Below are 25863 nucleotides of genomic sequence, written 5' to 3' on the forward strand. Positions count from 1 at the left end.
CTATTCATCCCTGTGGCATGTAGTACCACGCATGAATTCGAAACGTGAGACCCAACCGATTCTGGTCGCGGTGGCAAATCCCGACCACGTCGAGCAACTGGTCAGGACGGCCGGCGATCTCGCCGAAACTACCGGCGCCGCCGTCCAGATCGTTTCGGTCGTCGTCAAGTCACCACAGTCTCCCTTCTCGATGTACTCGGACGAACGAATCATCGAGCAGTTTTCGGGAAATAGCCGGGAACTCCTCGATAAGGCGACCGCTGTCGCACCCGACGCTGTCACGACAGAGAGCGAACTGGTCGTCGGCCGATCGGTCGCCGACGGGGTGCTCACGCAAATCGCCGCCACGGATGCACGAGCCGTGGTCATCGGGTGGCAAGACCGATCGGGCCGAACCGATGCCATCCTCGGGACGAACGTGGATCGGCTGATCAGGCGCGCGCCGTGTGATCTCTACGTCGAACAGATCGGGCACGAGGCCAACGGCGTCGAGTCGATCCTGCTTCCGGTGGCCGGAGGACCGCACGTGCGTCCGGCAGCCACGGCAGCGAAGGCGATCGCTGCACGGAACGACGCCAGCGTCCACGTCCTGTCGGTTGTTGCGGCCGACGTGGACGACGAAACAGCGCGTGCGTCCGTCGAGAACGCACACACTGCCCTTCGTGAGAGTCCAGGCCCCGCAATTGAAACCGAGACGCAGGTCCGCGAAGCCGATGAGATCGTCGACGGGATCCTGGACGCGGCGGCCGCCCACGACGTGCTCGTGCTGGGCGCGACCCGTCAAGGTGTAATGCGTCGGATCGTCGGCTCGATCCCGCAATCGGTCGTCCACCGAACCGACCGGACGGTTATCCTCGCTCGGGCCGGTGAGACGGTCGGTGGATCCGTGTTCGATCGGTTCGGCTAGCACCGACATGGATGGCGACACGACGGGTCGTCTTTTGCCGACTGCAGCAGCCTGGCCCGGGTCTCATCTGGTCGCATGCCGTTGTGGGTGAACCACCCCTGCCTACTCACTCGCTTTCGCTCGTTCCTTGAGGCAGGGCTTCCTGTTTCGACGACGTTCCAATCTACACTCGAATTCCCAATGATAGTGAAAGTTATCTTCGTATTAACTCCGATACTATAGTAGCCACTGCAAACCAATTCTGCACCACACAAACCGCCGCCTTCCGATCAGCGTGGTCTTGGAACCCACACTCTTGACAGCGGAACCGCTTCTTCTGCCTGTTCGACCGCGACGTATGCTGACACTCTGTCCGAGGACACCGCTGACTCGTGTATTCCGGGTCAACCTCATCTGACGGAATCCCTCTCCACGAAGCCTTGTACGATACCATCTCCCGGAGTGCAGCGAACGGCAAACTGTGCAGGCGGCGGTTCATTCGCGTGCCGTAGTCGATAGAGTCTCGCATGTCTTTGAGGTCTTCAAAGACAATGACAGGATCCGTGAATTGCGACACCCAGTCGACTACCTGACGCGATACCTTATGCAGACAGTCGTGAACGTAGTCGCGTTCCTCGGTCTGCACGACGGATTCAAACGCTGTTTGCCCTGCGTTCTGCATCCGCTTCCGTTTCGTGAAGAACTCGTGGCGTCGTTCCTTGATTTCAGGGTACTCGATTACCACGGAGTCCAACATTGCCCCGTCTCGATTCATTGCTGTGAGGGCAATACAATCTTCATTCACGTCAACGCCGACGATCGTCTCTGCATCGTTCTTGCTGGCGACGTGGTGCTGTTCGTGTGTGACGGTGACGTGAAGCCGCCACTCGCTGTGTTTGTGAACGACTTCGGCGGTTCCAACCCGCCACTCGTCGTTTTCGAGAGCGGTTCGCACCCGGTCGAAATGATCAGGGCTGCCACGAAGCTCTCCTTTGACGTGGTTTCGTGGGGCGGCACTGATGCGGAACCGAACCGTATCCTCGTCTTCGAGGAACAGTCGGTATCCTTCCCCGTGGTTCATCACCATCGGGTACAGCTTGTCGATGTACGGGTAAGGCCGTCCCCAGCCGTCGTCTTTGTGTTCGTGGTAGGTTTCGATCTCGCCAAGTATTTTGTCAACAATTTGTTGGCTGGTGTTCTTGACGTGGGTGGCGTTATCCACGACGACCGATCTAAGATCGTCCCAGTCCCAGCCGTGGCGGTCGAGACGGTTGACTTCGTTACGGATACGGCGGGCTTCGAGACACCCGTTTCGCAAGTCGTCAGGACTCCCCGTGTCGATGTGTAACCCGAATGAGAGGGTGTGGGTGAGTTCAGACGACTGCATCGGATTCTATTACAGTCTAAGAATTGTTAAGTATAATAGTTTGACGCGCTTCACCCCCGCCCACGATGGGGCGGGGCACTCGCGCTATTATCTATTGTAGATTCCACTGGTATAAAGAGGTGGTTTCAGGGTGTTGGGAGGTCACCTGACGCGTTCCCCGCTATACGATATCGATTCCCCGGCGGACGGACTAGGTGGCGCGCGTTCCACGTCGAGTTCGCGCATGCTCTCTGTCCGCAGTCCGTCGAGATCGTACTCCCCGCTCAGGAGTGCTTCGAGGCTGTCGGCGAGTTGGTCGGCTGCGAGAAGGTCCGGCACGATGACGTATGTAGCACCTTGCTCGATGAGTTCAGCAGCCATCGGCAGTTCTCTGGTCCGGACGATGACATCAACGGTATCGGTAAACGACAGGAAGTACTCCGTTAGAGGTTTCGACTCGACCGTCGAGATGACCAGCCGCGAGTCTTCGAGATTGGCCACACCCGCCGTTTCCGGTTCGATAGCATCGCCGAACACGTAGGCGTCACAGTCGGCTCGGAGATTGGGCAGCGCCTGCGGGTTGTTCTCAATCACGACGTAGGGCTGATTGACCTCCTCACAGAACTCGACGAGCCGTCGACCCTGCCGGCCGTAGCCGACGATAATGACGTGATCTGAGATATTCTCGGGGACTGAGTTCCAGTCGTGGACATCGTGGTACGGCTGTCCGAGCCAGCCGCGACTGACCATAAACCCGTAAATTTCCTCGTCGTACGTGTGAGTGAGATTCGAGAGGATCATCGACACCGCGGCCGCAAGGATGATCGCATAGAACACCGGCCTGATCAAGAGGCCAAGGACGAGCGCCTCGATTGCCACGATAACACTGAACTCGCCGACGTGATCCAGGTCGAGCCCCGTGACCGTCGCCGATCGCCTGTCGTACCCGTTGTACACGAGCAAGATGCCGGTAACTATCGGCTTGACCACGACCGTCAGAACCACGAGTCCGAGAGCGATCGTGGCGACAGGGACGAAGGGGGCAAAAGCAGCTGTCGGATCAGATACGACCGCGGTCGGCGAGGGGAGGGTCACCAGCGCCCCGACGGTAGCGAAGAAGATAGCGACGAAGAACTCCTGGATCGAGGTCAACCCGTTGAACACCTCCGAGTACTCGACGGGATTGTTCCTGACTGCCAACCCGGCTGCGAACGCGCCGACTACGATCGAAGTCTCGAGGAACTCCGCCGCCGCAAGGAAGACGATCAACAGCGCCACGATGCTGACGAGCATCGCCTCGTCGGAACCGCGAGCGAGGCGTTCGACGATACCGAAGAGATACCGGTTGACGACGATCGCCGTGGCGAGGAGGATGACGCCGTACCCGAGTTGTGTCGCAATCGGATCCAGTGCGAAGGTGCCGGCGCTGACGACAAGGAGGAGGAACACTGCCAGGAGGTCGTTGAACGAATCGATTTCTCTCGAGAGGTAGTCGTGGACAATGTCGGACTGCGGTTTGGTAAACAGCGCGGTCCCGACGATCGACGACGAGAGTGCGGCCGCGATCCCGACGAAGAGCGCCTGCTCGACCGTCAGTGGCTCCTCGAGGGCCACGTCGGCGAATATCTCGAGTTCCAGTGCGACGCCGACCAGGAGCGCAAAGCAGATTCCGAGCGTACCGAGCGCGAGCGCCTGTACGATTGCGACGACCTCGGTGTCCGAGACGACCGTGCGAACGCGCTCGGTGTGAATCTGTACGCTAAACGTGAAGACGAGAAACGCGATCCCGAGCCGGGCGAGTTCGAGCATAGTCTCTTCCTCGATGACACCCAGCTGTCCGACGAGTAGCCCGGCCAGGATGAGCGACGGGACCAGCGACAGCCGCAGCCCCTTCGCAATCAGCAACAGTGGTCCGACGACGACAAACAGGATCGCCAAGGCGGTGAGCAACGCAACGTCAGTCATGGTCACCACCCGGTCGATCCGAAATGTCGGGGAACAGTCGTCCGCTTTGCAGCAGTTCCATGTCGCCGGCGATCTCCCGGTCGAAAGCCGCTCTGTTCTCTAAGTATGATTCGAGATACTCAATGAACTGTGTGACGCCGAGCTGAGGGGCCATGATGACGTAATCGGCACCGTGATCATACAGCCGTCCGGCCTCATCGGCAGTGGCGGCCTCGACGAACACGGTCGTTTCCTCCGACGTTTCGTCGAGAAGTATCTCGTTGATCGCCACCTGATCCGACGACGAGAACACGAAATCGGCGTACTTGACCCTGGCGTCCTTGCGAATCTTCTCGTACCGGAAGTCGCCGAACAGGGCTTCGTACCCGGCGTCTTCGATCGCCTCGACGTGCTCGACGTTCCGGTCAACGACCACGATGTTGTCGTACTGCTCCTCGAGGATCCGTAACGCTCTGCGAGCGATCTCGTCGTAGCCGACCACGACGACGTGGTCTCGGTACTCTGTCTTGGCCGGCTCGACGGGATCGGTCTGCTCCCACCGAGAGAGATAGGGTTTCGCGCGCTCGAACAGCTGCTTGTTGTACTGCATGAAGTACACCGAGACGCTCATCGTCAGCAGCGCGACGAGGGTGATGAAGCCGAGTTCCTCCTGGCCGATGAACTGCGGGTCGGTCTCGACTGCGGCGACGGCGACGACGATTCCGAACTCGCTGACCTGAACCATGCCGATGCTGCCGAGGAACGTCGTCTCGAGGTCGAACCGCTGCCAGTACAGAAGCGAAAAGAAGACGACGAACTTGACGACCATCAACACCGCGCCCACGACGATCGCTTCCTGCCAGTACTCGAGAAGGTGCCTGGCCTCGAAGTCGAGCGCGACCGAGACGAAGAAGATCATCACGAACAGATCAGTCAATGGGTTGACCCGGCCCTGGAGATCCTTGCTGTAGGGCAACTGAGCGATCGCCAGCCCGGCGAGGAACGCGCCCATCTCGACCGAGAGGTAGGCATCGATCCCGAACGGTGCGAGGAGAACGTCGATCTGGTCGGAGACGAGAACGAACAGGAAGAGCCACGAGATGGCGACGAGGAACAGGAACGTCGTATCGTCGGCGATCCGTCGAAAGAGCGGCGGCAGTACGTACCTGGACGCGGCGATCGCCGCGACGGTAGTGACCGTGACGAGAACCATCACGACTGCGAGCGTGGCCGCGATGTCGGCGGCGTCCTCGGGCCGGCCTGCGGCCAGCACCGCGAGAATGATGACGACGACGATGTCCTGGGCGAGGAGTACGCCAACGTCCATCTTGCCGTGCAGCGACGTTGCCTCGCCCTTGTCGTTTAACATCTTGATGACCACGGCCGTCGAACTGTACATTACCGCCAGTCCGATGATCACCGACTCCTCGACGGAAAACGGGAGGGCAGCCGCAAGACCGAACCCGACGAGGCCGATTGCGGCCATCTGCGGAATTGAGATCTTTACGATCGGGGCGATGAGATGGCGAATGTCGTCGATGCGCATTTTGATCCCGAGCAGGAACAGCAGGAACGCGAGCCCGAGTTCGGCCATCGTGTCTGTTATGATGCTCGGTTCCACGAGCCCCAGTCCGACTGGACCGATCACCACGCCGGTGAGGATGTATCCGATGATCGTCGGCTGTCCTAGCCGGACCGCCAACACGCCGACGAGTGCAGCAGCGACGAGGATAATTGCAACGTCACTTGCGAGGCCGACATCGACCATCTCTTATTTCACCTGTACTCCCAATTACCTTCGTAAAATTAAAAGTCCACCGCGCTCAGTTGCCGAGGCCAGAAACAGTGACCGTTTGATGTGCAGCCGTTATGGACCAGTTAGTCAGTCGCTCGAGTGCCAGTCCACCCAAAACGGCGTCACAATTTGGGCAAACGATCAGTGATTGCTACCGATTGGGAAGAGTTGTGGATTGGCTTGCGGAGCTTACGCGCTTCCTCCCACGGCTAAAGCCGTGGGCTTCCGCGCTGTTACCGCTGTGACAGAGCGCGTCGGCAGCCGTAAACGGGCCACGCACACTATAGTAGCGACTGCAAGTCACTGCACACCTGATCGCCAGCCTGCTCGGCGATCAGTGTGTCAATAGTTGCAGTTGTTACTATAGTTGCAGGTGTTACTATAGGAACACCACCTCCAGTTACAAACGAGAACACATTTTCGATTTACCACCTTGTTCGCAACCACGAAACGGCCTCAGTAGCACATTCGTCTACTTGCCAAGAAAATACGCGAAACCCCGCAATTACTCATTATCTTGCATAGCGTCTCTATACCTACACTCATGCCATCGAGAGTGATCCACAGCCAAATCGTACAGTTTCTGAGTACCTTCCGCGAGGTTCGACCATGAGCATGTCCTCAAGTGCCGCCCGCGTCGGCCATCAGGTTCGAAGCGGAGCGGGCCACAGGGCATCCCGAGTCCGAAAGCCCGTGTTTACCTACTGACGGCCGTGTTCGTGGCGTTCCTCCTGTTCGCCTTGGGAGAGGCGATGGCGATGGTCGTCACCGCGTGGTTTGGCGGCTACGCCTTTCCCATCCACCGCGTCCATCACATCATGATCGGCGGAACCTTGGCAGTATTCGCGGCGACCATCGTCGTGCAGTTATACCGGCCCACGAAGCACGTGGGAGCGTTACAGGCGGCACTCGCGTTCATCATCGCGGCGTTCGTGCTCACTGCAATTGCATCGGGACTGGCGGCCGCCGGTGAACTCCTGGTGTTCCTCGTTCCAGTCGTACTAATCACCCTGTTGCATCCTGCCCGCAGCGAGCTCGTGCCCCGACTCAAGGGAGCGGATCGCCGTGTACTCGCCATTGCGGCCGTCGGCGCGATGGACTCGCGGCGCTCGCCGTCACCGAGTTCGTGAACCATATCACGCTGGCCGACGAGCACGTCCTGATGGGCCACTACGAGTTCACGCTGTTTGGACTGGTCTCGATCGGCCTGTTCGGCCTGCTTGGCACAGTCAACTGCCCCGCGCACGGTGGCGCGGGGCTTGTCAGTGAACTCGGCCTCTGCCCCAGTATTGGGGGAACCAGTGTATCTGGCTAACTCGGCGTCCTCGCTCCTGACTTCAGAGCGTATTGACTGACGCTCCTCCGACCGGACGACTGATGGCCCCGCCGGAGATACAGTTCTGCAATGTTTTTCGCCGCGTTGTAATCTGCGTGATTCGTCTTCCCACACGACTGGCACTCGAACTGCCGAGCGTACCGGTTATCGTCGTGCGTGAATCCACACTCGTTACACCGTTTCGACGTATTTCGAGGATTTGTCGTATCAACGAACAGGCCCTCGTACTCGGCTTTGTACTCCACGAAATCTTTCAGTTTGCGGAACGCCCACTCCGAATGCCACGCCGCTTCTGGCAAGTCCTCTCGAATCCCGTCCAGTTCCTCGAACACGATACCATCGCAGTTGTGTTCAAGGGCTTCTTCTATGATACCGTTCGCCACGCTGTGCAAAACGTGTTTGACGTATCGGTTTTCCCTGCCGGATAGGGATTCGATGGTTCGGTGGGCGGATTGCGTCCCGGTCTGCTGGAGACTGCCACGTGTGTTCTCACATTCACGGCGGTAGTGGTTGAGTTCACCCGCGTCGAAGAACCTGGCTGTACTCGTCACAGCGATTTGGTTGACGCCGAGGTCAACACCGAGAACCGTTCCGTTCTCGGTCGCTGCCTCGGGTTCGCCGTCTTCCGTTGGTGTTCGATAGCCAAGATGGATGTACCAGTCACCATCTCGGTAGTGGAGTGTGGATTCTGTGTACTCCCACTCATCACTATAGAGGTAGTCGTATTGATAGCCGTCTTCGTTTTCGGGAAGGCATAGGTCGGCGTGGACGCGGCTGTGGTCTCCGAGCGTGGTGAGTGTAACCTTTTCTTGGTCGGGGAAGACGGTGAGGGTACGTCGGTCGAATGTCATCGACCGGGTTGTGAATTGTGGTTGGCTGGCTTTCTTCCCGTTTTTGCGGCGTTCGATGCAGGACTTGATTGCACCGGAGACTTCGTGGCAGGCGAGCGTGGCGTGTTGGTCGCCTAACTTGGTCTCCTGCTTGATTTTGTGTTTGGCGAGTTGTCGGACATCGGACTTGGTGTGACAGTCGTTCCACGCGAGAGTGCTAGCGATGTTACAACCGTCGAGCCACTCCTCGATCGTGTTGAGGAGCAGTTGCTCATCCTCGTCACTACGGAGAGTGAGGCGAGTAATGAGTGTTCGACGGTGATACTCGTCCGACGCCATATGTTCAATAGGCTCTGGTGAATCGCCATACTGCGCCGAGTTGTACTGTCTTGCCCTCTTGCTAAGACCGGCAAATTAGTTTGTCATTGTTGGGTTTGTCGAGGTTGCAGCCATGATTGTTCCAGCGTGGGCCTCGAGCGACCTATTTTCTTACCCGAAGTCGCCGCGGTCTAGTGATTCACCAGAGCCGTTCAATAAAGAGTTATAGGTTGATAAAATTCGGGGTGGTGTCGGCTTCAACCCCGCCCACGGTGTTGACGCAAATCAAAGGTTTGCGAAAGCCGAAAACCGCAGGTTTTCGGAAGGGCGGGGAATCCGCCTTGCTACCTAGTTTGAAGCCAACTGGCTGGCGAATCCCGCTCTACGCCGCCGGCACACTGGCGCTCCTCTTTGCTGCCAGTTCGCTTGCCTTCCCCGGGGCCGAACAGGGATCGAGCCTCGGTACCATCAGCGCATTCGCAGTGATACTCTGGGCGATTGCGCTACTCGGCGTCTCCGAGTACGTCGAGCGCGGCAACTCGAGTGAACAGCCGGCTGACGACGCGTCATCAACCTGAACTCGAGACCGAAGAAGAACGTTGCAAGCTCGTGGGTGATCGACGTCTCCCCGAGCAACCCAATTTTGAGCGCCAAACGTGTCTCTACACCTGCACCCGCGTCAATGGTTTTGGTGGATGTGATCCTGTAGCTCGTCTACCCCGTTGAATTGCTCGTTGCACTGTAACAAATGCGCCTCGAAAATGGTACCTCGGTCGGATTCTTTCAGCGCTTCGCGATCGTCATCAGTGACGATCGGTTTGCGGACGCCCGATCGGTTGCACATCGATGAACAGAGTCCGGTACTCCCCTGTCAAACGAGATCAGTCAATGGTTAGTCATACTTTCGAAAGCCCATATCACGGGCCATCTCTCGAAACGACTGTCGACACAACCAGATATCGTACGTTCCGATCAAGCCCTGTTCTCGACCGGTGTCTCTACAAACGCGTTGATTCCCGGTGCGTCCACCCGTTGTGTCGGTACCGCTGTTCGACTCGCTTGTGACGTTGGATGTACCGCCGTCGGTCATGCCAGCTCCTCCGCTCTCCGTCTTAGCGACGGTTCGATCGCCGTATCCTCGGAGAGATCCTCAAGAACGGTCGTGGCGTTACAGTCGGCTAATCCGTTGAGTGCGTGCCGACGGAATTCTCCCCGGAGGCCACCCATTTGGACGAGTATTGCGAGGTTCGTCGTCTCCCCCTTTTGGACGAGTGCATCGATTGCGTCGTAGCGTTGCGGTCGTGAAACGTTCTTCTTGACTGCTGTTTGGAATGTTGTAGACATCGTTCAGTGGGTTATCGTGCGTTCTCGAGTGAACAATACGAGCCTTCGCGGGCCGAGATCCACGCCGTCACCAGCGAGTCCTCGGACGCGATCGAGTAAATCGTACACAGATCCGGCTCTGAGTCTGTCGTTTCGACGACCGCGAGACACTCCGGTGCTGGATGCTCGGCGGCCGGAGGCGATCCGGTTGCTGTCACCTGCTTTTCGGAGTTTTGGCGAGTCAATCTGCGATTCCGATCTCTTCTTGGCCATTGTGGTCAGGAGCCTCTGCTTCGTCTTCGTCGGTACCTTCGGGTGGTTCAAACGTTGGGAACCGATCGTCGAATGTGTCCCAGTCAGCGTCCATCTCCTCGTCGGTGAGCAGACAGAGTTCGAGGTGTTCACGGATCGAGTCGTGGTCCATCTCGGTGCCGATCAACACCAACTGGCTGCCGCGGTCACCCCACTCGTCGTCCCAGGTCTCCTCGAGTTCGGGGTACGCCTCAAACTGTTCCTCGCGTTCTTCGGACGGAAGGGTGGCGATCCAGTTCCCGGCGGGTGCAACCCGAATCGACTGGCCAGCGACGTTCAACATGAGCGCCATCTCCTCGCGCCCCGCGAGCCAGAAGTGACCTTTCGATCGGACGACGTTCTCCGGAAACACGTCGAGCAGTTCGGCGAACCGCTCGGGGTGGAAGGGGCGTCGCGCCTCGAAGACGAACGAGGTTACGCCGTGTTCTTCTTCGGCGGACTCGTGGGGTTCCTGGAGTTCCCGCATCCAACCCGCCGATTGGCTGGCTTCCTCGAAGTCGAACCGTCCCGTGTCTACCACTTCGTCGACGTCGACTCGACCGTGGGTTGTCCGGACGATCTCGGCACGAGGCTGGAGCATCTCGAGGGTCTCTTCAATCTCGCTGAGCGTCTCCTCGTTGACGAGGTCGCACTTGTTCAAAAGCAAGACGTCACAGAACTCCACCTGTTCGACGAGCAGGTCGCCCAGGTGTTTTTTCGTCCCGTCGTCGTCGAGAATCTCGTCGGATTGCATCGCCTCGTGAAACTGATGGGCATCGACGACTGTCACCGTCGTGTCGAGGTGACAGTTCTCGAGCGGCTCAATACCCGTTTCATCGTAGAACTCCGTGGGATCGAGGTCCGACTGATCGAACCCGAGCGTCAGCGTCTGGGCAACAGGGAGTGGTTCGGCGACGCCTGTCGACTCGACGACGATCGCGTCGAACTCCCGCTCACGGGTGAGTCCACCGATCGCGTCGAGCAGGTCGCCACGAAGCTCACAGCAGATACAGCCGTTCGAGAGCTCGACTATCTCCTCTTCGTCCGCCGAGATGTCTGAGGACTCGGCGACGAGGTCCGCGTCGACGTTCACCTCACCCATGTCGTTGACGAGCACGGCGAGTTCGCGGTCGCCGCTCTCACGAAGGAGATTGTTGAGCGTGGTTGTCTTGCCGGCGCCAAGCGTCCCGGAAAGCACCGTCACGGGAATCGTCTGCTCTTCCATACGATACCAACATCGTAGCCTTCAGTAATATAAGTTATTATCTTCCCCATAGCTCTTATTAACATGCAGCGGCTCTGTCCCGATACCGACACGACGCATCTCGCATGACGACACCCAACTCAACTCGGAAATTCGGCTGTACTATCATCGGCGGAGGGATCCATGGCACGTATCTCGCCCAACGTCTCATCGAAGACACTTCGTTCGACAGCTCCGACATTTGCATCGTCGATCCACGCGACCGATTGCTGGCGTCGTTTCGTGAGAAGGCAACGGCTTGCGGTATGGAGGCTCTCCGATCGACATTCGTTCACCACGTCGGGACCGAGCCGTTCGGGCTTGAGAGCTTCGCCGAAGCGAACGACCGTGAGGACGAACTCGTTCCGACGGTCGACTACCCGCCAAGGCCGTCGCTCGACCTCTTTTTGGACTACGCGGAACACGTGATCGATCGAAAGGACCTCGACTCGTTGCATCGTCGGGCTGCGGTCGACAGGATTCACGAACGCTCTGGAGAGACAGGACTTCGACTCGAGACGACCGTCGGACCAATCGATACCCAACACTGCGTCCTGGCGATTGGTCACGGCGGTCGGTATCGCTGGCCCGACTGGACGACCGATCTCGACAGGGTCGAACACGTCTGGGACGGATTCGATCCCGACGCGTCGGTTGATCGAACCATCGTGGTCGGCGGCGGAATCACGGCCGCACAACTCGCATGTGAGTTGAGCAAGACACAATCGGTAGCCCTGCTCTCACGGCATCCACTCGAGTGGGAGGTCTCCGAAGCCGATCCGTCGTGGATCAACTGGTCGCACGTCGAAGAAAATCTCCACGTCCACCCGCCGGGCTCAAGGGAACGGTTCGAGGTGATTTCGGCTGCCAGAAACACCGCGACGGTTCCGCCGTCTCTCTACACCGAGTTCGAGAATCGAATCGACGACGGTGTGCTCACACTCTCGCAGGGAGCCGTCGACTCGGCGACGAACAAAGACGAGTCGGTTCGACTCTCCCTGGACCACGGGTTGCAGGTACTGGGCGACCGAGTTGTCCTCGCGACCGGCTTCGAACCGGTGTTCGATCACCCCTTCGCCGATCGAATCGCAAACGAACTTGACCTGGCTCGGGGCCATCGAGGGATGCCCGTTCTCGACGACGACACACTGGCCTGGCGGTGCGACGACAGCCGGTTCGTTCCGCTGTATGTGTCCGGGGCGCTCGCCCTTGGATCGGTCGGTCCATACGCACCCAACATTCCGGGCGCCAGACGGGCCGGTGATCGGATCACGGCTGCCATCACAGGGCGCCTTCGTCATTCCGAGACGGACGACACGAGCGAATCGGTGTCCGGAACGGGAGTGTCCGATTGATTAAGTACGGTACGACGACGAACAGGGTTCGATTCAGTTCACAAGCGCCGCAAGGTTGATGCTCCGGGGCTTGACCCCGAGGCGATTCACAGCTTGGTTGTTTGTTTCTCCGCATTGAGTTCTGACTCCAGGAATCCGACGATCAATTTGCCCGCTCGCCTGGCACCGATCACATTGCGAGCGAACGGGCCGAGGACTTGCTGTGCAGCGACACCCGAAACCGCAATCCGCGAGGGTGTCCCGTCCTGACGCATCCACCGGAGCGTGTCGTCGTCCAGGACGGGCGCCCCCCGGTAGCCCGTCTGCAGCGTCGGTTGCTTGCGCAGGTGGTGAAACAACGAACCGTCGTACGGCGATCCGAACCCCGTCGCACAGATCAGGTTGTCGAGACAGAACGCGCTGTCATCCCGGCAGGTGACGACGACCGTTCCGCCGGCTTCGGTCGCGACCGCGATCTCAGATCGTTCGAGTTCGATCCACCTCCGCTCGAGCGCTCGCTGTACTCGACGAAATACGTATGGAGGCATCGTCCCATCGTATCGGACGTCCGAAACCAGTTCCTCGCGAGCACGTGATCCGGGAGGATGACCGTGAAGGGCCTCGATACCGCCCGAGAAATGCATCCAGTCAGTGCTCGCCTCGAGTGTCTCGACGCGAAACGGGCTTCGAGCGAACAACACCACGTCGCGGCCCGGCTGGGCAAGCGTCGTTGCGAGTTGTGCCGCGGTAATCCCGCCGCCAACGATTCCGACGGTCGACATCTCCTCAATCGCATCGGGATCGAATCCAGGATCCCAGACGTGTGTCACTGGTTCCGTCGAGGCCAGGTCTGTAGCCCACTCTGGGTAGGTAAACGAGCGACCGTGTCCGACAGCGAGGAGACACCACTGAGAGTTGATGTGCCCGCGATTCGTCTCGATCTCGACGCCATCCCGCCGATCGGTGATGTCCGTGACCCGGGCATCAAATCGAATCGACTCAAGGTCGTGCTGATCGCAGAGCCACGCAGCGTGGTCGAAAAACAGCGACACAGTCGGCCGATCCGCGCCGACCGTGCTCGATACGAGTTCGTCCTCGCGACTCTGCGCTCGAGCGAAGTCTCTGAGGGAGAACGGATCGGTATCGACGTGATGGACAAATGGTGATCGAAACTCGACCATCCCACACTGGCGGCACTTTCGACGAAACGACTCGAGAAGACCTGCGGGGTCGATGACACACAACTCGCACGGGTCGACCAGCTCCGCTTGCAACAGCCGAACGGCAAGGTGAACCCCGTGGACACCGCCACCAACGATCGTGACAACCGGTTCAGGGTCTGTCTCGGTCCGTATCATCGTCTTCCGGTTGCCAACCGACGAAAGCGCTGTACTCGACTCGAGGCGACACGAACGTCAGCTCCCATTCAATCCAGTCGGTGGCGCGCCAGCACGTGTCCGGTATGACACCGGCAGTTGCACTCGAAATAGGCCGCACTGTACCCGGCCGCTTCGAAGGTGTTGATGAGCGGATCGGCGTCGGCTCGCTCCTCGACCTCGACGTTGACGATCGACCGTTCGCCGCAGTCGAGCGCCTCGAGCGCGCACTCTGTGTCCTGTCGTTCGGACTGAAGGGCCTCGATGAGTATTGCCTCGACTGTCCACTCCGGAAGTTCCGGCACTCGAGAGTCGTCGATCGCCGACGAAATCGCCTCGTCGTCGTAAACGTACTCCGCGAGAGCCGGTCCGTCGAACGTTCGAAGTTGAGTTCTCGCCGACTCGTGAAAGCGATTGACCACGAGGAAACAGTCGACGTCGTGTTGTCTGGCGCGGCGCTCGTAGGTCACGACGCGCTCGAGCGTCGCAGGCGTTGCGACGATGAACACGGTATCCACCTGTTCCGCTCGCGCTTCGATTGCCTCCGGATTCGGCGGACAATCTTCGACCGCCCACTCAATTCCGAGTCCATCGTCGGTACTCGCCGCATCGTCGGTCACCAGCTGCGTTGCCTCACCGATCACCCGAACGTCCGTTCGCTCGGTCAGGCGACTTGCGACGAGCGCAGCGACCGTCGTTTTGCCGACACCACGGTCGCCGACGAACGCGATGTGACGTGTCTCAGGGCCACACTCGTTCTCGATCGCCCCGGTCTCGGTTGGCTTCGTCGACACAGTTGTTATCAATTATACGTCCCATACTAATCAAGATTATCATTCTGTGGCTCAAAGTTAGTAACCCGCCACGAAATACGTAGCGAGTTGAGCACCACTCGAGTTCGGATGCTGCGACCATCGCTGGGCCATGAACGACCCTGCGGCCTCAACGACTGAAACGCCAGCAGACTCGCGAATGGAGCCGAGGTCCTCGCTCCATGCGTTCGTTCGTCGACGCGGCAGCGTCGAAGTCTGTACCCGCTATGCAGCCACATATACCGATTGTATCTACCCACACGCGTTTCCTACGTACAACTGCTGTACACCGTCGAATCACAACATCACGATCTGAGTCGGCACCGTAGCAGTCTCAAAAGGATACATTCGGTACGCACTGACGGTCGGATTCCGCTTGATGCAGCGATGGTTTCCGGTTGTGTGCGCCTTTTACGCACCGGTCGTGAAGGCCGCGAACAGCACAATGGCCGGATCCGATCCTCACGGCAGTTTCGACGATATCCGCGAGGAGATCGACGGCAATCCGATGCTGATGCTGTTCCAGTACGCAATGCCCTACTGGATCCCATTGAGCATTGGCTTTGTCTCGACGATGATCAACCGCGCCGCGCGGCTGTTCCCGGCGCTGATGCTCGCGGCTGCGATCGATCTCGTCATCACGCAATCGGGCGGCGTCGATCAGTTACTCGCAGCGACGGGTCTCGTCCCTACCGAACCGATTCCCGCGTCACAGACCGGCGAGCGACTCTCCCTGCTGTACTATCTGGGGGCGCTCACGGTCGCAGCCTACATCGTGCAGGCCATCACTCACTACATGTCGCGGTACTTCTTCCAGACGACGGCCCAGCATATCCAGCACGACCTCAGGCTCGACACGTACGACCACATGCAGCGGCTGTCACTCTCGTTCTTCAACAACCACCAGACCGGCGGGATGATGGCGATCCTGAACAGCGACGTCAACCGCCTCGAGGAGTTCTTCAACAACGAGATCCGCCAGATCACGGAGGCGGTGATGATCTTCTCGCTGGTTGGCGGCTACATGCTCTACACGGAGCCGTGGCTCGGCGCGTTGGTATTGTTCCCCGTGCCGATTATCGCTCTTATGACGGCGAAGTTCATCATCTGGATCGAGCCAAAGTACAAGCGCATCCGCGAACGCGTCGCGCAACTGAACACGCGGCTGTCGAACAACCTTGGCGGCGCAGCCATCGTGAAGTCCTTCGATCGGTACGCGGTCGAGAACAGTCGTGTCGCCGAACAGAGCGAGGGATACCGCGACGAGAAGATCAGCGCGATTACGGTCCGAAAGGCGTTTTTCGCGTCGCTTCGGCTTCTCGTCGGCGTGATGTTCGTCTCGATTCTCGTCGCCGGCGGCTACTCCGTGGTCACCGCCGGCGGGCTGACCGCCGGGACGTTCGTCGTCTTCTTCATGTACTTGCGGGAACTCGACGGCCCGATGACCCGGATCGGCAAGACCGCGAACAACTACCAGAAAGCCAAATCCAGCGCCGAGCGGGTCTTCGGCATCCTCGCAACCGACGCCAACGTCCAGTCGCCGTCCGACCCCATCACCCCCGATGCAGTCGAGGGTGAGGTCGCCTTCGAGAACGTCGAATTCAGCTACACCGAGAACGGCGAACGGATCCTCGACGGGATCGACCTCGAGGTCGAACCAGGCGAGACGGTCGGCTTCGCAGGAACCAGCGGTTCCGGGAAATCGACGCTGCTAAAATTGGTGCCGCGATTCTACGACGTCGACGAGGACGGTGTCCGTCTCGATACCGACAGCCACACCCGCGCTGACGGCGGTCTCGACGTCGACAGCGAGGCCAGCGATACTGACTGGGATGGAAGCGGCTGGGCCAAGCCCGATCACAACCGCCCCCGCCGCGACGCATCCGACCATGGTGCAAGCGCGGTGCGAATCGACGGCGTCGACGTCCGTGAGTACGACCTCCAGATGCTGCGCGACCGGGTCGGCGTCGTCGAACAGGACCCCTACATGTTCTCCGGAACGATTCGGGAGAACATCGCCTACGGCGACGGTGAGCGATTCCGAACAGTGCTTGCGGCTGACGACACCGACGAGGTCCCAGACACTGTCGAGACGGAAATCCGCGAGGCAGCAGTCGCCGCCGGTGCACACCAGTTCATCGAAGAACTGCCCGACGGGTACGACACAATGGTCGGCGAGCGTGGCGTCAAACTCTCCGGCGGCCAGCGCCAACGTGTCTCGATCGCGCGGACAATCCTCAACGATCCAGACATCATCGTGCTTGACGAAGCAACTAGCGACGTCGACACCGAGACCGAGAAGCTCATCCAGCGCAATCTCGACGATCTCACGGCGGACCGCACTGCGTTCGTTATCGCACACCGGCTCTCGACGATCCGGGACGCCGACCGAATCGTCGTCATGGACGATGGCGAGGTGATCGAGACCGGAACCCACGAGGAACTCGTCGCTGCGTCGGGCACCTACGCCGATCTCTGGACCTCACAGACGAGCAACGACGACGGTGGCAGCGGCGACCATCAGTCACTCGAGTGATCCAGCTACTGGTCGAGTGGAGTGTCGGCTTCCTCCATGGGGTCAAACCCCGTGGCATCCGCCTCGTACCGCCTGTAAAATTGGCGTGGAGACAGTGGATCGACCAGATCACCACGTCGTCGGCTCGATATTCTGAGTTGGGCTGAAGAGGTTGGTCGGATCATATTCGTTTTTCAGCGCGACCAGTCGGTCGTATGCATCGCCGAACGTCGTTTCCAGCATCTCGTCGCTATCCTCGTAGAATCCCGGAAAGTTGAGATACACCGAGCCGTCGGAGAACTGGCGCATGTCATCCAGACAGTCGCGTGCCCACTCTACGTTCGCCCCATCTTGCCGGGGGTCCTCCCAGTTTGCCTCTACACCGAGGAGATACGGGGCTTCTCGACCAGCGAAGGCACTCTCGTCGTGACCGACATCGGCTATCGCACCTCCCAATGGCCAGATGTCGACCGTCGAGAGCCGTGATGGGGCCGCCTCCGCCCACTCGAGACTGCGGTGGATGACGTCGTCGGAGAGCGACGCGAGATACAACGATTTCCAGTAGTATCGCATGCCGTCGGGATAGTCGTCGTCGAACAGTTGTTGGAACTCCGTATAGGGAATCCTGCCGCTGAAGTCTGCCAGTGGTTCGCCGAGCTTCCGCAGTGGCTCGATGACCGTCTCACCTTGTCCAGGTGCGTCTGCGTACACCCCCAGAATAGCGATCTTGAATTTGTCGACCGCGTCTACTGGGAAGAGCTCTTCCTCGGGGAACACCCCCATGGAAACAAGCGTGGTGAGCTCGTCCGGTGCCGATTCCTCGTAGTCTCGGAAGGCAGGCAGCACCGTAACAGCGAGATCACCAGGGTAGAACACTAATCCAGTGGCGACCTCGGGCCCAACAGGATGCAGATCAAACTCAAACCCCGTCACGATCCCGAACGTGCCACCGCCGCCGCGTAGACCCCAGAACAGTTCTTCATTCTCGTTTTCGCTGGCGGTGCAGTACTCGCCATCCGCGGTGACAATACCGACGGATGTGAGGTTGTCACAGCTCAATCCGTATTTGTTCCGGAGGTGACCGATTCCTCCGCCGAGGGTGAGCCCTGCGACCCCGGTATCAGAGACGACTCCGAGGGGTGTTGCCAGGCCGAACACCTGCGTCTCGTGGTCGACGTCACCCAGCGTTGCACCTGCCTGGGCCCACACAGTCCGTTCGTCGGGATCCACCCATACACCGTTCATTTCAGCGAGGTCGATGACCATCCCGTCGTCGCAGACCGCGCTTCCAGACACGTTGTGACCGCCGCTCCGAACCGCCACGAGGAGGTCGTTCTCTCGGGCGAAATTCACCGCGCTGATGACGTCGGCGGTTCCCGAACAGCAGGCGATTATGGCGGGATACTTCTCAATCATCCCGTTCCAAACTACCCGGGCATCATCGTAGCTCGCATCCTCGGGAAGTACTATCTCACCGTGGAATCGCTCCATCAAATCCTGAACGACATCCGCTGAAAATGATGATGGTGTTGCTTCGGCCATGGGTTGCCCATTCCTATGTGGCACAGTCCCATATCGTCACTCTGTGACGAATTTGCGAGAGGTGACGTAAAATCAACCGATGAAAGATACGCCCCCTGTATCCTGCACGGACAAGACGTACCCCCATCAGAAATGGCTAGAAGTAGCGTGCGACATCCAGAGGGAGAGTTCAGCATCGATCCTATACGATGAGAAGCAGAAGCACCCTATATCTATTTCACCCACCTACTCAGTCCCAATGGGGTCTACGCACACGCAGTTCAACTCTAACGCGGCCGTTCTAACGATTTGTCTACTTCTCGCAATGGCCGTGCTTGGGCCATTCGCAATGGGTACTGGGGACGCTGCGGATGCACAAGAAGAAGATGCACTACCTACTGGTGACGAACCACTTGAACCGAAGGTTATCGATGCGATGATTGAGGAGACGATGACTGAACACGACGTGGCTGGGGCAACGGTCGCGTACGTGGAGGGAGACGAGATTGTCCACGCTGAAGGCTATCGGTATGCCGACTACGAGACCGGTGAGTCTGTCGATTCGGATGAGACCTCCTTCATGATCGGATCGGTCTCGAAATTGCTGGTCTGGACGGCAGTAATGCAGGGTGTAGAAGATGGTACGCTCGACCTCGATGAACCAGTCGGAACGTACCTCGATGACTACGAGTTCGAAGGCGACGACGAGGTAACGCTTGCACACCTTGCAACGCACTCAGGAGGATACGATGACCGCTTCAAAGGGATCTTCGTCCAGGAACACAGCGAGATCGAGGAATGGGAAGAAAAACTCGAATCGGAGATGCCGCCACAGATCTGGGAGCCTGGCGAGACGATCTCGTATTCGAACCACGGAACCGTCCTTGCTGGCCTCGTCGTTCAGGAAGCGTACGACAAATCACTCGAGTCCCACATTGAGGACGAAATTTTCAGCCCACTGGAGATGGACAGCGCCACGTTTGTCCAACCCGCTCCAGAAGACCGAACGCTTTCGAAGGGGCACGTCCCGGTCGACGACGGGTTCGAAACGCGTGATCCGACGATTGTTGGAATTCCGCCAGCTGGTTCGGTGAGTGCCACCGGACCCGACATGGGTGCATTTGCGCTCGCTAAACTCCAGGACGGGACAGTCGAACACGGCGGTGAGAATGTCCAGATCCTTGAGGCCGCCTCGGTCGAAGAGATGTTCGAACAGCAGGCGGCGAATCATCCGGGTGTACACGGGGTGGGGTACGGTTACATGCTGAGCGAGTATCGCGGCGAGAACTCGTCGTGCACACCGGCGGAACCGAACACTTCCACACGTTGTTCGTCTTGTTTCCCGAACACGACGTTGGTCTCTTTGTGAGTTTCAATTCGATGGCCCCGTTCGACGACATCCTTGGCGAATTCGTCGACGAGCGATTCGCACCGGCCGAGGATGCGATCGAAGCGGATCCGACGACGGCTGATCGCGCGGACGAGTACGCCGGGGAGTACCGGATGACAACCTTCCAGACGACACACGAAAAGTTCCTGGGACTAGCTCAAGGGACAGTGACGGCCTCCGTGACTGATGACGGCGTGCTCGAACTCATATCACCAGAAGGTGAGAAGAGTCGATGGGTCGAGGTCGAACCGGGCGTGTTCGAGCCCAAAACTGACGATGATGCAAGCTTCGGACAGACGAGCGTGGCGATCGAGGATGACTACCTCTACATGAACGCACCAGCACCACCATTCGAACGCCTCTCGTGGTACGAGACGGCGGGCTTCCAGGTCAGTCTCGCTGGCACAGTTATTCTGACTCTCCTCTCACCGATTGTTATCTGGCCGATCAACGCCTATCGGCACCGTGGTTGGGGAGCGATGCGCGGGTATCTAAACCGCCCTCGCCTCGCAATCTTGGGATGTGTTGCCTTTCTGGTGGCGTTTATTGGTGGCGTCGCGTTGAATCCGCCGTTCGATATGGCGTCCTGGGTGTACGGCTTCATACTCTGGCAACGGCTGGCGTTCGGGCTACTATACGCCTTGGCCATCGGAGCCGTAGTCACGGTGGTCTCGGTTGGCATTGAGTGGCAACGAGTTTTCGTCGCCCGTGACCTTGATGCAGGATCAACCAGCCGGTACGGTCTGGTATATCTGACCACGCTGGTAATGGCACTTCTCGTCTTACTCTGGCAAGCGTGGTACTGGAATCTATTCACAGCGGCGTTTTGAACACCACCTCCCCCTACGCAGTTTGAATCTCATCGTCCCCCGTAGATCGCTCTCAGTCGGTGTCACATCCGTGCTGTGCAATCAGTAGAAACTGAACGCCTTACTCAGATTCTGTCAGAAACTGCGTGCTGAATCTAACGCATGGACGCAGCACAGCAGCCGAGTTTGTTTCACACCAGAATCGGTGAGTCAGCCGTCCAGTCGACTTCTTATTTGTCGGTTCTCGTGGCCCAGTCAGGTGCCGGGAGAGATGTATTTACGGTGACTATCGCAATCACAGCAGATAATATCAGAAACACCACTGCGATTGTCGCTAACCCAGTGATGTCAACTTGTCCGGGAGTTTCCACCATTATCCCCCCGAAATACTGTAGGACCGCGATAACGAGAACAAGGACGACTGCCGATTTAAAAATCTCTCTAAAATTGAGTTTGGGGCCCTGCATATACTGTTATTCAAGATTATACCATCTCAAACTTTCGAATACCTGTATCGTCCGGTCACTCTTGCTCGAGCGTTCTGGTCAGTGCGGAGGAGGTCTCCAGGAAAGAGAAAGACGAGAATGGCTCTGTTAAAACCCTCTTCTTTAGACATTTATTCGCATGAATCTACTGCACACTACACGTGCAAACTGGATATGAAGAATTATACACAGTTGTCCCATCTCCGCCCATATGAGAAGGCGGGAGTTCATTGCAGTTGGCTGCTGTTCTGTTTGTGGAATTAGTGCCGGCTGTCTCGATGAGGACGACTCTGAGCCTGTCCCCGAGATTGGTAGCTTAGAAGTCCGAAACGATCAACGGGAAGAAGATCACGAGTTCATGGTTCAAATTGAGGACGAAGAGGGAACCGTGTTCAAAGAGACATATCACCTTGAAGCAGCCGACTCGGGTGAATCCGCTATCGCGCTCGAAGATCCCGTTGAGCCGGGAGCGCATACCGTCCGAGTCGAGGTTGATGAGTACTCCGCAACTATGGATGCGCAAGACCGTATCACAGACGATCAAACGTGTATCCGTTTGCAATTCTATCTGGGTCCTGAAACCCTCCACAGCGAATATCAATTGTACGACCGATGCGAGTGACGATCGAAAAGTGGATCATTCACAGGGCATTACTGTTCCTCTAAACGTTAGGTGTATTCCCTGTACTTACCGCACAGGGTGCCAAAACTATCATTTTCTAAGGGTTTCAACAGAACTGCGAGAATTGCAAAAGTGGACTTCACGGCCGTGACATCACGAAAAGGCCAGCCAGAATCGCCAGGTTCGCCAGAACGCCCGCGGAGGCGACGGTCCAATCAAGCATCGTGAGAACAAGTGAAAACACGGTAACTGCGAGCAGCATCTCTCGCCAATAGCGCCAGTCAGTTACCAGCGCGACAGCCGAAGCGACGAACCCGACACCGGCCACGGCAGTCAACACGGCAAAGACCCGAATTCCAACATCCCCCACGTCAACGGCACCGCCGAGCAGGGTGGTTTTGTACGGGAGGTCTGCCATCTCGAGTAGCTCGAAGTAGACCCCGATCCCGAGAAAGTGAATGACTCCGTGGATCCCAACTGCAATTGCTGCGAGGTACGTGAGGTTCCTGACCATCAACGGTTCACCACGTTCGAACTGGGAGACCTGTTATCAATCGGTAATCTAGCCGAATCACGTCAGGAACTGTAAAACACCGGGTAGGAGGTGCCGTTGTAGCCCGTGTCCCGGCCCCGACTCTCACGGACGAGGTTGTGAGATGGAGAACCAGTAGGCGGCGGGCGGCTTGGAGCAAACAAGAGTGTCAGGAAGGAGAGAATAGGCAGGTAGGGGAGTCCCGATCGAGGAAGGGGACGAGGTCGTCGAACTTCGGGCCTTGTCCGACTTCGTTCTGCGTCGAGTCCCACTCGATGTAGTCCAACTCGTCCAGCATCGGGAGGTGGTTGTGGTGGAACATAACCATGGAAGTGCTGGCATCGTTGCCTTCCAGGAGGTCCGAGAGCGCGACCATTTCCGTCGGGCCATGCGTCGCGAGGGTAGCCAGTAGCTGGCGGCGCTCTTGCTTGGCGAGGGCCTTGAACAGCGCGTCGGTCGCGTCGGTCGCGTCGGTCGCGTCGGTCACGGAATACTCAGACATTAACAGCAAAAAACTGCTCCTATGCAGTAGGCGCACTACCATTATATCCAGGAGGGTATATATACTAGTAGAGGATTGGAAAACAAAACAGATAGTCTATCCGAAAGCAATATCGGCAGTTCCTTGGGTGAGACCAGCGGTCCCGGGAGGAAACGCTTTCACGGGGATCACCGGGCGTCTTCGAGGAGGTCGTCCAGGGTTTTCTGTTCACGGTGTTTACCCCGGGGTTTCTATAGTAGCCACTGCAAGTCACTGCACACCTGATCGCCAGATGACTCGGCGATCAGTGTGTAAAATAGTTGCAGTTGTTACTATAGCTGCCGCGAGCAGTACGTCTGCTTCCTCCTCGAGGCGTTCCGAGAACTGCTCCCCGCCGAGCCACGACGAGAAACTCGTCTCGTAGGGATCGATCACGTGCAACGCCGTCACGTCGGCGTCAGGGAACTCGGTGACCGCGTACTCGAGTGCCGCGTCCGCGGGGTCGGAGTCGTCTATCGGCACGAGAACATGCAGACGTGTTGGTTCGCCGGCACCGATCAAAAAGGTAGACCACGAAACGAGCGATTTACAGCGGAACGAGCGTCAGGCCTCGAGATACCGGGCGGGAACGTAGCTACGAACCGGTGCCGGGAGCAGGCGAGCGAGGCGTGCGGCAAGCGCGGCGAGACGCTTGCGAAGGAGTACATACACGGCCGAAATCGTGAGGAACCCGACGGCGACCGCTGCGATCAGCGCGTCACCTGCGACCGCGATCGGCACCGCGGCGACGCCGGCCAGCGCGAGGTCCTCCGGCGCGCCGTCGTACCGGACCAGCCGTCGGGGTCGGAGCCACTGTCCGTGGTAGTGGCTGTAAACCGCTCGCTCGGAGGTTCCCTCCCAGGGCCGGAGCTCGAGGCCGCCACCGAGGACGTCGCTGCCGGCGTGTAGCGCCGCCGCCCCGAGGCCGACCGCGAGCGCGACGGTCGCCGTCGAGGGGAACACGACCGCGAGGACGATAGCGGGGACCGCGGCCAGCGACGCGTAGACGGGGTAGTGAAGCGTCTTCCGGTGTCCCGTATAGAGATCGAGGTCGGGGGCGAGACCGCCGACGAGGCCCGCGACGAACGCGGCGAGTGCGTACTCCGGGGCGGCCGCAATCACCGGGAGGGCGAGGGCCATCCCCCACAGCGCGTGGGTCGTCGCCATCATTGTGACCTTCCATAAGCGACGGAAGGATATGAACGTTTCCCGGCTTGGAACGGCCGGACGGGGATACGAATTTGAAGTCGTCGTTCGAATAGTCGGACATGGAACGCACGGACGATCTGGGGGCCTTACTCTCCGAGACGGGTCCGAACGCTATCGTCGGCTGGGTCGTCGTCGTTATCCTGTCGTTGACCGCGGTTCTGTCGGCCCTCGAGGGGGCGTTCGACTGGACTTTCATCGCGCTGGTAGTCGTCGTGATCGTCCTCGTTCCCGGAGGTGCGTTCCGGGATCCGCGCGTGATGCCGCCGTGGGAACTGGTCGCCATCGCCGCCGTCCCGATCCTCTGGGAGGCGCTGCTGGGTCGGGCGTTCGTAACCGACGTGCCGGCGTATCTCGCGGTCGCCGCGCTGGCGCTGTTGATCGCCGTCGAACTCCACCAGTTTACCGCCGTCCGGTTGAACCACGGGCTCGCTATCGCCCTCGTGGCGTTGACGACGCTCGCGGTCGCCGGCATCTGGAACGTCCTCCAGTGGGTCGCCGACGTCCTCGTTGGCACGTCGTTCGTCCTCGACAGTCGCTCGCAGGACGCGATCAACGCCGACATGATGATCGAGTTCATTTACGCCGGCATTGCTGGGATCGGCGGCGGTCTCCTGTTCGATCTGTATTTCCGCTCGCGAAACAGGATGCCGACCGAGCGGACGTACGTCCCGCCGAAACCACGGGGTGAACTCGAGACCGAAGCCGACGCGGCGTCGACCGGCGAACCCGACTCGCCGAAGCTCCGGGACCGTCTCGGCATCTCTCCCCGGCGACAGCGCCAGGCCAGTCGTTCCATGCAGGTCGTCCTCGCCGTCGTCCTCGTCTGGGGGCTGTACGTTCGGGATCTGCCCACGATTGCCAATGCCGCGGTCGCGCTCGCGATCACGTTCGTCCCGGCGATCCTCGAGCGGGAGTACGACCTCCCGATGGACGCCGGGCTGGTGCTGTGGATCACGACTGCTGTCTTCCTCCACGCCCTGGGGTCGGCGGGTCTGTACGACGCAATCGATCCGTGGGATCACCTGACCCACGCGTTGTCGGCGTCGGTGGTTTCGGCCGCCGGCTACGCCATTTTCCGGGCGATACACGTGCACACCGACCGAGTCTACATCCCGCCGAAAGTGATGGCCGCGTTCATCCTGATCTTTGTGTTCGCGGCCGGGGTCCTCTGGGAAATCCTCGAGTTCATCATCGACCAGAGCGCGATCGTCTTCGGGCTCGACGCCGTTCTCGCACAGTACGGGATCAACGATACGATCGTCGACCTGATCTTCAATGCCGTCGGGGCGATTATCGTCACGCTGTGGGGGACGGCCTACCTCACGGACGTCTCCGACTCGCTGTCCGAACGGTTCGACCGGTTGGTCGAGACCGAGTAAACTGATCGCTCTCGCGTCGCCACGAGG

Annotated in this window: 25 protein-coding genes; 10 read left to right on the top strand and 15 right to left on the bottom strand. The window is 59.0% G+C overall.

What is annotated here, in order from left to right:
• Nucleotides 1-31 precede the first annotated feature (31 nt).
• A complete protein-coding gene (locus NMAG_RS19810; RefSeq protein ID WP_004216177.1) occupies nt 32-907 on the top strand; it encodes a universal stress protein in 876 nt (291 codons plus the stop codon).
• Nucleotides 908-1100: 193 nt separating this feature from the next.
• On the opposite strand, the gene NMAG_RS19815 is transcribed toward NMAG_RS19810, so the two are convergent.
• The 3 genes from NMAG_RS19815 to NMAG_RS19825 all read right to left on the bottom strand — a co-directional run bounded on the left by NMAG_RS19815 (nt 1101) and on the right by NMAG_RS19825 (nt 5964).
• On the bottom strand, nt 1101-2108 hold the full coding sequence (locus NMAG_RS19815; protein WP_237076856.1) for a transposase: 1008 nt from the start codon (nt 2106-2108) through the stop codon (nt 1101-1103).
• Between the two features lie 306 nt (nt 2109-2414).
• Nucleotides 2415-4217 carry a cation:proton antiporter gene (locus NMAG_RS19820; RefSeq protein ID WP_004216179.1) on the bottom strand — a complete coding sequence of 601 codons (1803 nt, stop codon included), beginning with the start codon at nt 4215-4217 and terminating at the stop codon, nt 2415-2417.
• Nucleotides 4210-5964 carry a cation:proton antiporter gene (locus tag NMAG_RS19825; RefSeq protein ID WP_004216180.1) on the bottom strand — a complete coding sequence of 585 codons (1755 nt, stop codon included), beginning with the start codon at nt 5962-5964 and terminating at the stop codon, nt 4210-4212. The genes NMAG_RS19820 and NMAG_RS19825 overlap by 8 nt, the downstream gene beginning before the upstream one ends.
• A 779-nt stretch (nt 5965-6743) precedes the next feature.
• On the opposite strand from NMAG_RS19825, the gene NMAG_RS19830 reads away from it, so the two are divergent.
• Entirely contained in the window at nt 6744-7121 is a 378-nt protein-coding gene (locus tag NMAG_RS19830; RefSeq protein ID WP_237076857.1) for a hypothetical protein, read from the top strand.
• A complete protein-coding gene (locus tag NMAG_RS19835) occupies nt 7118-7306 on the top strand; it encodes a hypothetical protein (RefSeq protein WP_004216182.1) in 189 nt (62 codons plus the stop codon). Before NMAG_RS19830 ends, NMAG_RS19835 begins: the two co-directional genes overlap by 4 nt.
• Here NMAG_RS19835 and NMAG_RS19840 read toward each other — a convergent pair.
• Entirely contained in the window at nt 7303-8496 is a 1194-nt protein-coding gene (locus tag NMAG_RS19840) for an RNA-guided endonuclease InsQ/TnpB family protein (RefSeq protein WP_004216183.1), read from the bottom strand. The genes NMAG_RS19835 and NMAG_RS19840 overlap by 4 nt on opposite strands.
• Before the next feature lie 320 nt (nt 8497-8816).
• Here NMAG_RS19840 and NMAG_RS19845 point away from each other — a divergent pair, with 320 nt between their 5' ends.
• The gene (locus NMAG_RS19845) at nt 8817-9053 is read left to right on the top strand and encodes a hypothetical protein (protein WP_237076858.1); all 237 of its coding nucleotides are present in this window, start codon (nt 8817-8819) and stop codon (nt 9051-9053) included.
• A gap of 314 nt (nt 9054-9367) precedes the next feature.
• On the opposite strand, the gene NMAG_RS19850 is transcribed toward NMAG_RS19845, so the two are convergent.
• Genes NMAG_RS19850 through NMAG_RS19865 form a run of 4 tightly spaced genes read right to left on the bottom strand, consistent with a single transcriptional unit; the run spans nt 9368 to nt 11314 of the window.
• The gene (locus NMAG_RS19850; RefSeq protein ID WP_004216186.1) at nt 9368-9565 is read right to left on the bottom strand and encodes a 30S ribosomal protein S14; all 198 of its coding nucleotides are present in this window, start codon (nt 9563-9565) and stop codon (nt 9368-9370) included.
• The gene (locus NMAG_RS19855; protein ID WP_004216187.1) at nt 9562-9819 is read right to left on the bottom strand and encodes a hypothetical protein; all 258 of its coding nucleotides are present in this window, start codon (nt 9817-9819) and stop codon (nt 9562-9564) included. The genes NMAG_RS19850 and NMAG_RS19855 overlap by 4 nt, the downstream gene beginning before the upstream one ends.
• Nucleotides 9820-9830: 11 nt before the next feature.
• Nucleotides 9831-10016 (bottom strand): DUF7511 domain-containing protein, encoded by a 186-nt coding sequence (locus NMAG_RS19860; RefSeq protein ID WP_004216188.1) that lies wholly within the window; start codon nt 10014-10016, stop codon nt 9831-9833.
• 23 nt (nt 10017-10039) lie between these two features.
• On the bottom strand, nt 10040-11314 hold the full coding sequence (locus NMAG_RS19865; protein WP_004216189.1) for a GTP-binding protein: 1275 nt from the start codon (nt 11312-11314) through the stop codon (nt 10040-10042).
• Nucleotides 11315-11418: 104 nt separating this feature from the next.
• Here NMAG_RS19865 and NMAG_RS19870 point away from each other — a divergent pair, with 104 nt between their 5' ends.
• On the top strand, nt 11419-12687 hold the full coding sequence (locus NMAG_RS19870; protein ID WP_004216191.1) for an FAD/NAD(P)-binding protein: 1269 nt from the start codon (nt 11419-11421) through the stop codon (nt 12685-12687).
• A gap of 86 nt (nt 12688-12773) precedes the next feature.
• On the opposite strand, the gene NMAG_RS19875 is transcribed toward NMAG_RS19870, so the two are convergent.
• Entirely contained in the window at nt 12774-14024 is a 1251-nt protein-coding gene (locus tag NMAG_RS19875; protein ID WP_004216192.1) for an FAD/NAD(P)-binding protein, read from the bottom strand.
• A 68-nt stretch (nt 14025-14092) separates the two neighbouring features.
• On the bottom strand, nt 14093-14836 hold the full coding sequence (locus NMAG_RS19880) for an ATP-binding protein (protein ID WP_004216193.1): 744 nt from the start codon (nt 14834-14836) through the stop codon (nt 14093-14095).
• A gap of 463 nt (nt 14837-15299) precedes the next feature.
• Between NMAG_RS19880 and NMAG_RS19885 the strand changes: the two genes are divergently transcribed.
• Nucleotides 15300-17390 carry an ABC transporter ATP-binding protein gene (locus NMAG_RS19885; RefSeq protein WP_004216194.1) on the top strand — a complete coding sequence of 697 codons (2091 nt, stop codon included), beginning with the start codon at nt 15300-15302 and terminating at the stop codon, nt 17388-17390.
• 108 nt (nt 17391-17498) lie between these two features.
• Here the strand turns inward: NMAG_RS19885 and NMAG_RS19890 are convergent, their stop codons facing one another.
• Nucleotides 17499-18860, bottom strand: a complete 1362-nt coding sequence (locus NMAG_RS19890) for an FAD-binding oxidoreductase (protein WP_049916378.1) — start codon at nt 18858-18860, stop codon at nt 17499-17501.
• Between the two features lie 379 nt (nt 18861-19239).
• Here NMAG_RS19890 and NMAG_RS22530 point away from each other — a divergent pair, with 379 nt between their 5' ends.
• The 3 genes from NMAG_RS22530 (at nt 19240) to NMAG_RS19905 (ending at nt 22196) form a co-directional block, all read left to right on the top strand.
• A complete protein-coding gene (locus tag NMAG_RS22530; protein ID WP_237076859.1) occupies nt 19240-20259 on the top strand; it encodes a serine hydrolase domain-containing protein in 1020 nt (339 codons plus the stop codon).
• A gap of 11 nt (nt 20260-20270) precedes the next feature.
• Nucleotides 20271-21110 carry a hypothetical protein gene (locus NMAG_RS22535; RefSeq protein ID WP_012996980.1) on the top strand — a complete coding sequence of 280 codons (840 nt, stop codon included), beginning with the start codon at nt 20271-20273 and terminating at the stop codon, nt 21108-21110.
• A 675-nt stretch (nt 21111-21785) separates the two neighbouring features.
• Nucleotides 21786-22196 (top strand): hypothetical protein, encoded by a 411-nt coding sequence (locus tag NMAG_RS19905; protein ID WP_004216198.1) that lies wholly within the window; start codon nt 21786-21788, stop codon nt 22194-22196.
• 139 nt (nt 22197-22335) lie between these two features.
• Here the strand turns inward: NMAG_RS19905 and NMAG_RS19910 are convergent, their stop codons facing one another.
• The 4 genes from NMAG_RS19910 to NMAG_RS19925 form a co-directional block, all read right to left on the bottom strand.
• Nucleotides 22336-22710, bottom strand: coding sequence for a hypothetical protein (locus NMAG_RS19910; RefSeq protein WP_004216199.1), 375 nt, complete (start codon nt 22708-22710; stop codon nt 22336-22338).
• A gap of 187 nt (nt 22711-22897) precedes the next feature.
• The gene (locus NMAG_RS19915) at nt 22898-23230 is read right to left on the bottom strand and encodes a hypothetical protein (RefSeq protein WP_237076860.1); all 333 of its coding nucleotides are present in this window, start codon (nt 23228-23230) and stop codon (nt 22898-22900) included.
• A gap of 249 nt (nt 23231-23479) precedes the next feature.
• Nucleotides 23480-23731 (bottom strand): universal stress protein, encoded by a 252-nt coding sequence (locus tag NMAG_RS19920; RefSeq protein WP_004216202.1) that lies wholly within the window; start codon nt 23729-23731, stop codon nt 23480-23482.
• An 81-nt stretch (nt 23732-23812) separates the two neighbouring features.
• The gene (locus NMAG_RS19925; protein WP_012996981.1) at nt 23813-24418 is read right to left on the bottom strand and encodes a membrane protein; all 606 of its coding nucleotides are present in this window, start codon (nt 24416-24418) and stop codon (nt 23813-23815) included.
• Nucleotides 24419-24516: 98 nt separating this feature from the next.
• Between NMAG_RS19925 and NMAG_RS19930 the strand changes: the two genes are divergently transcribed.
• Nucleotides 24517-25836: a hypothetical protein gene (locus NMAG_RS19930; RefSeq protein WP_004216204.1), complete on the top strand. Its 1320-nt coding sequence runs from the start codon at nt 24517-24519 to the stop codon at nt 25834-25836.
• The last annotated feature ends 27 nt before the right edge of the window (nt 25837-25863 follow it).

Source organism: Natrialba magadii ATCC 43099, from assembly GCF_000025625.1.
Taxonomy (GTDB): domain Archaea; phylum Halobacteriota; class Halobacteria; order Halobacteriales; family Natrialbaceae; genus Natrialba; species Natrialba magadii.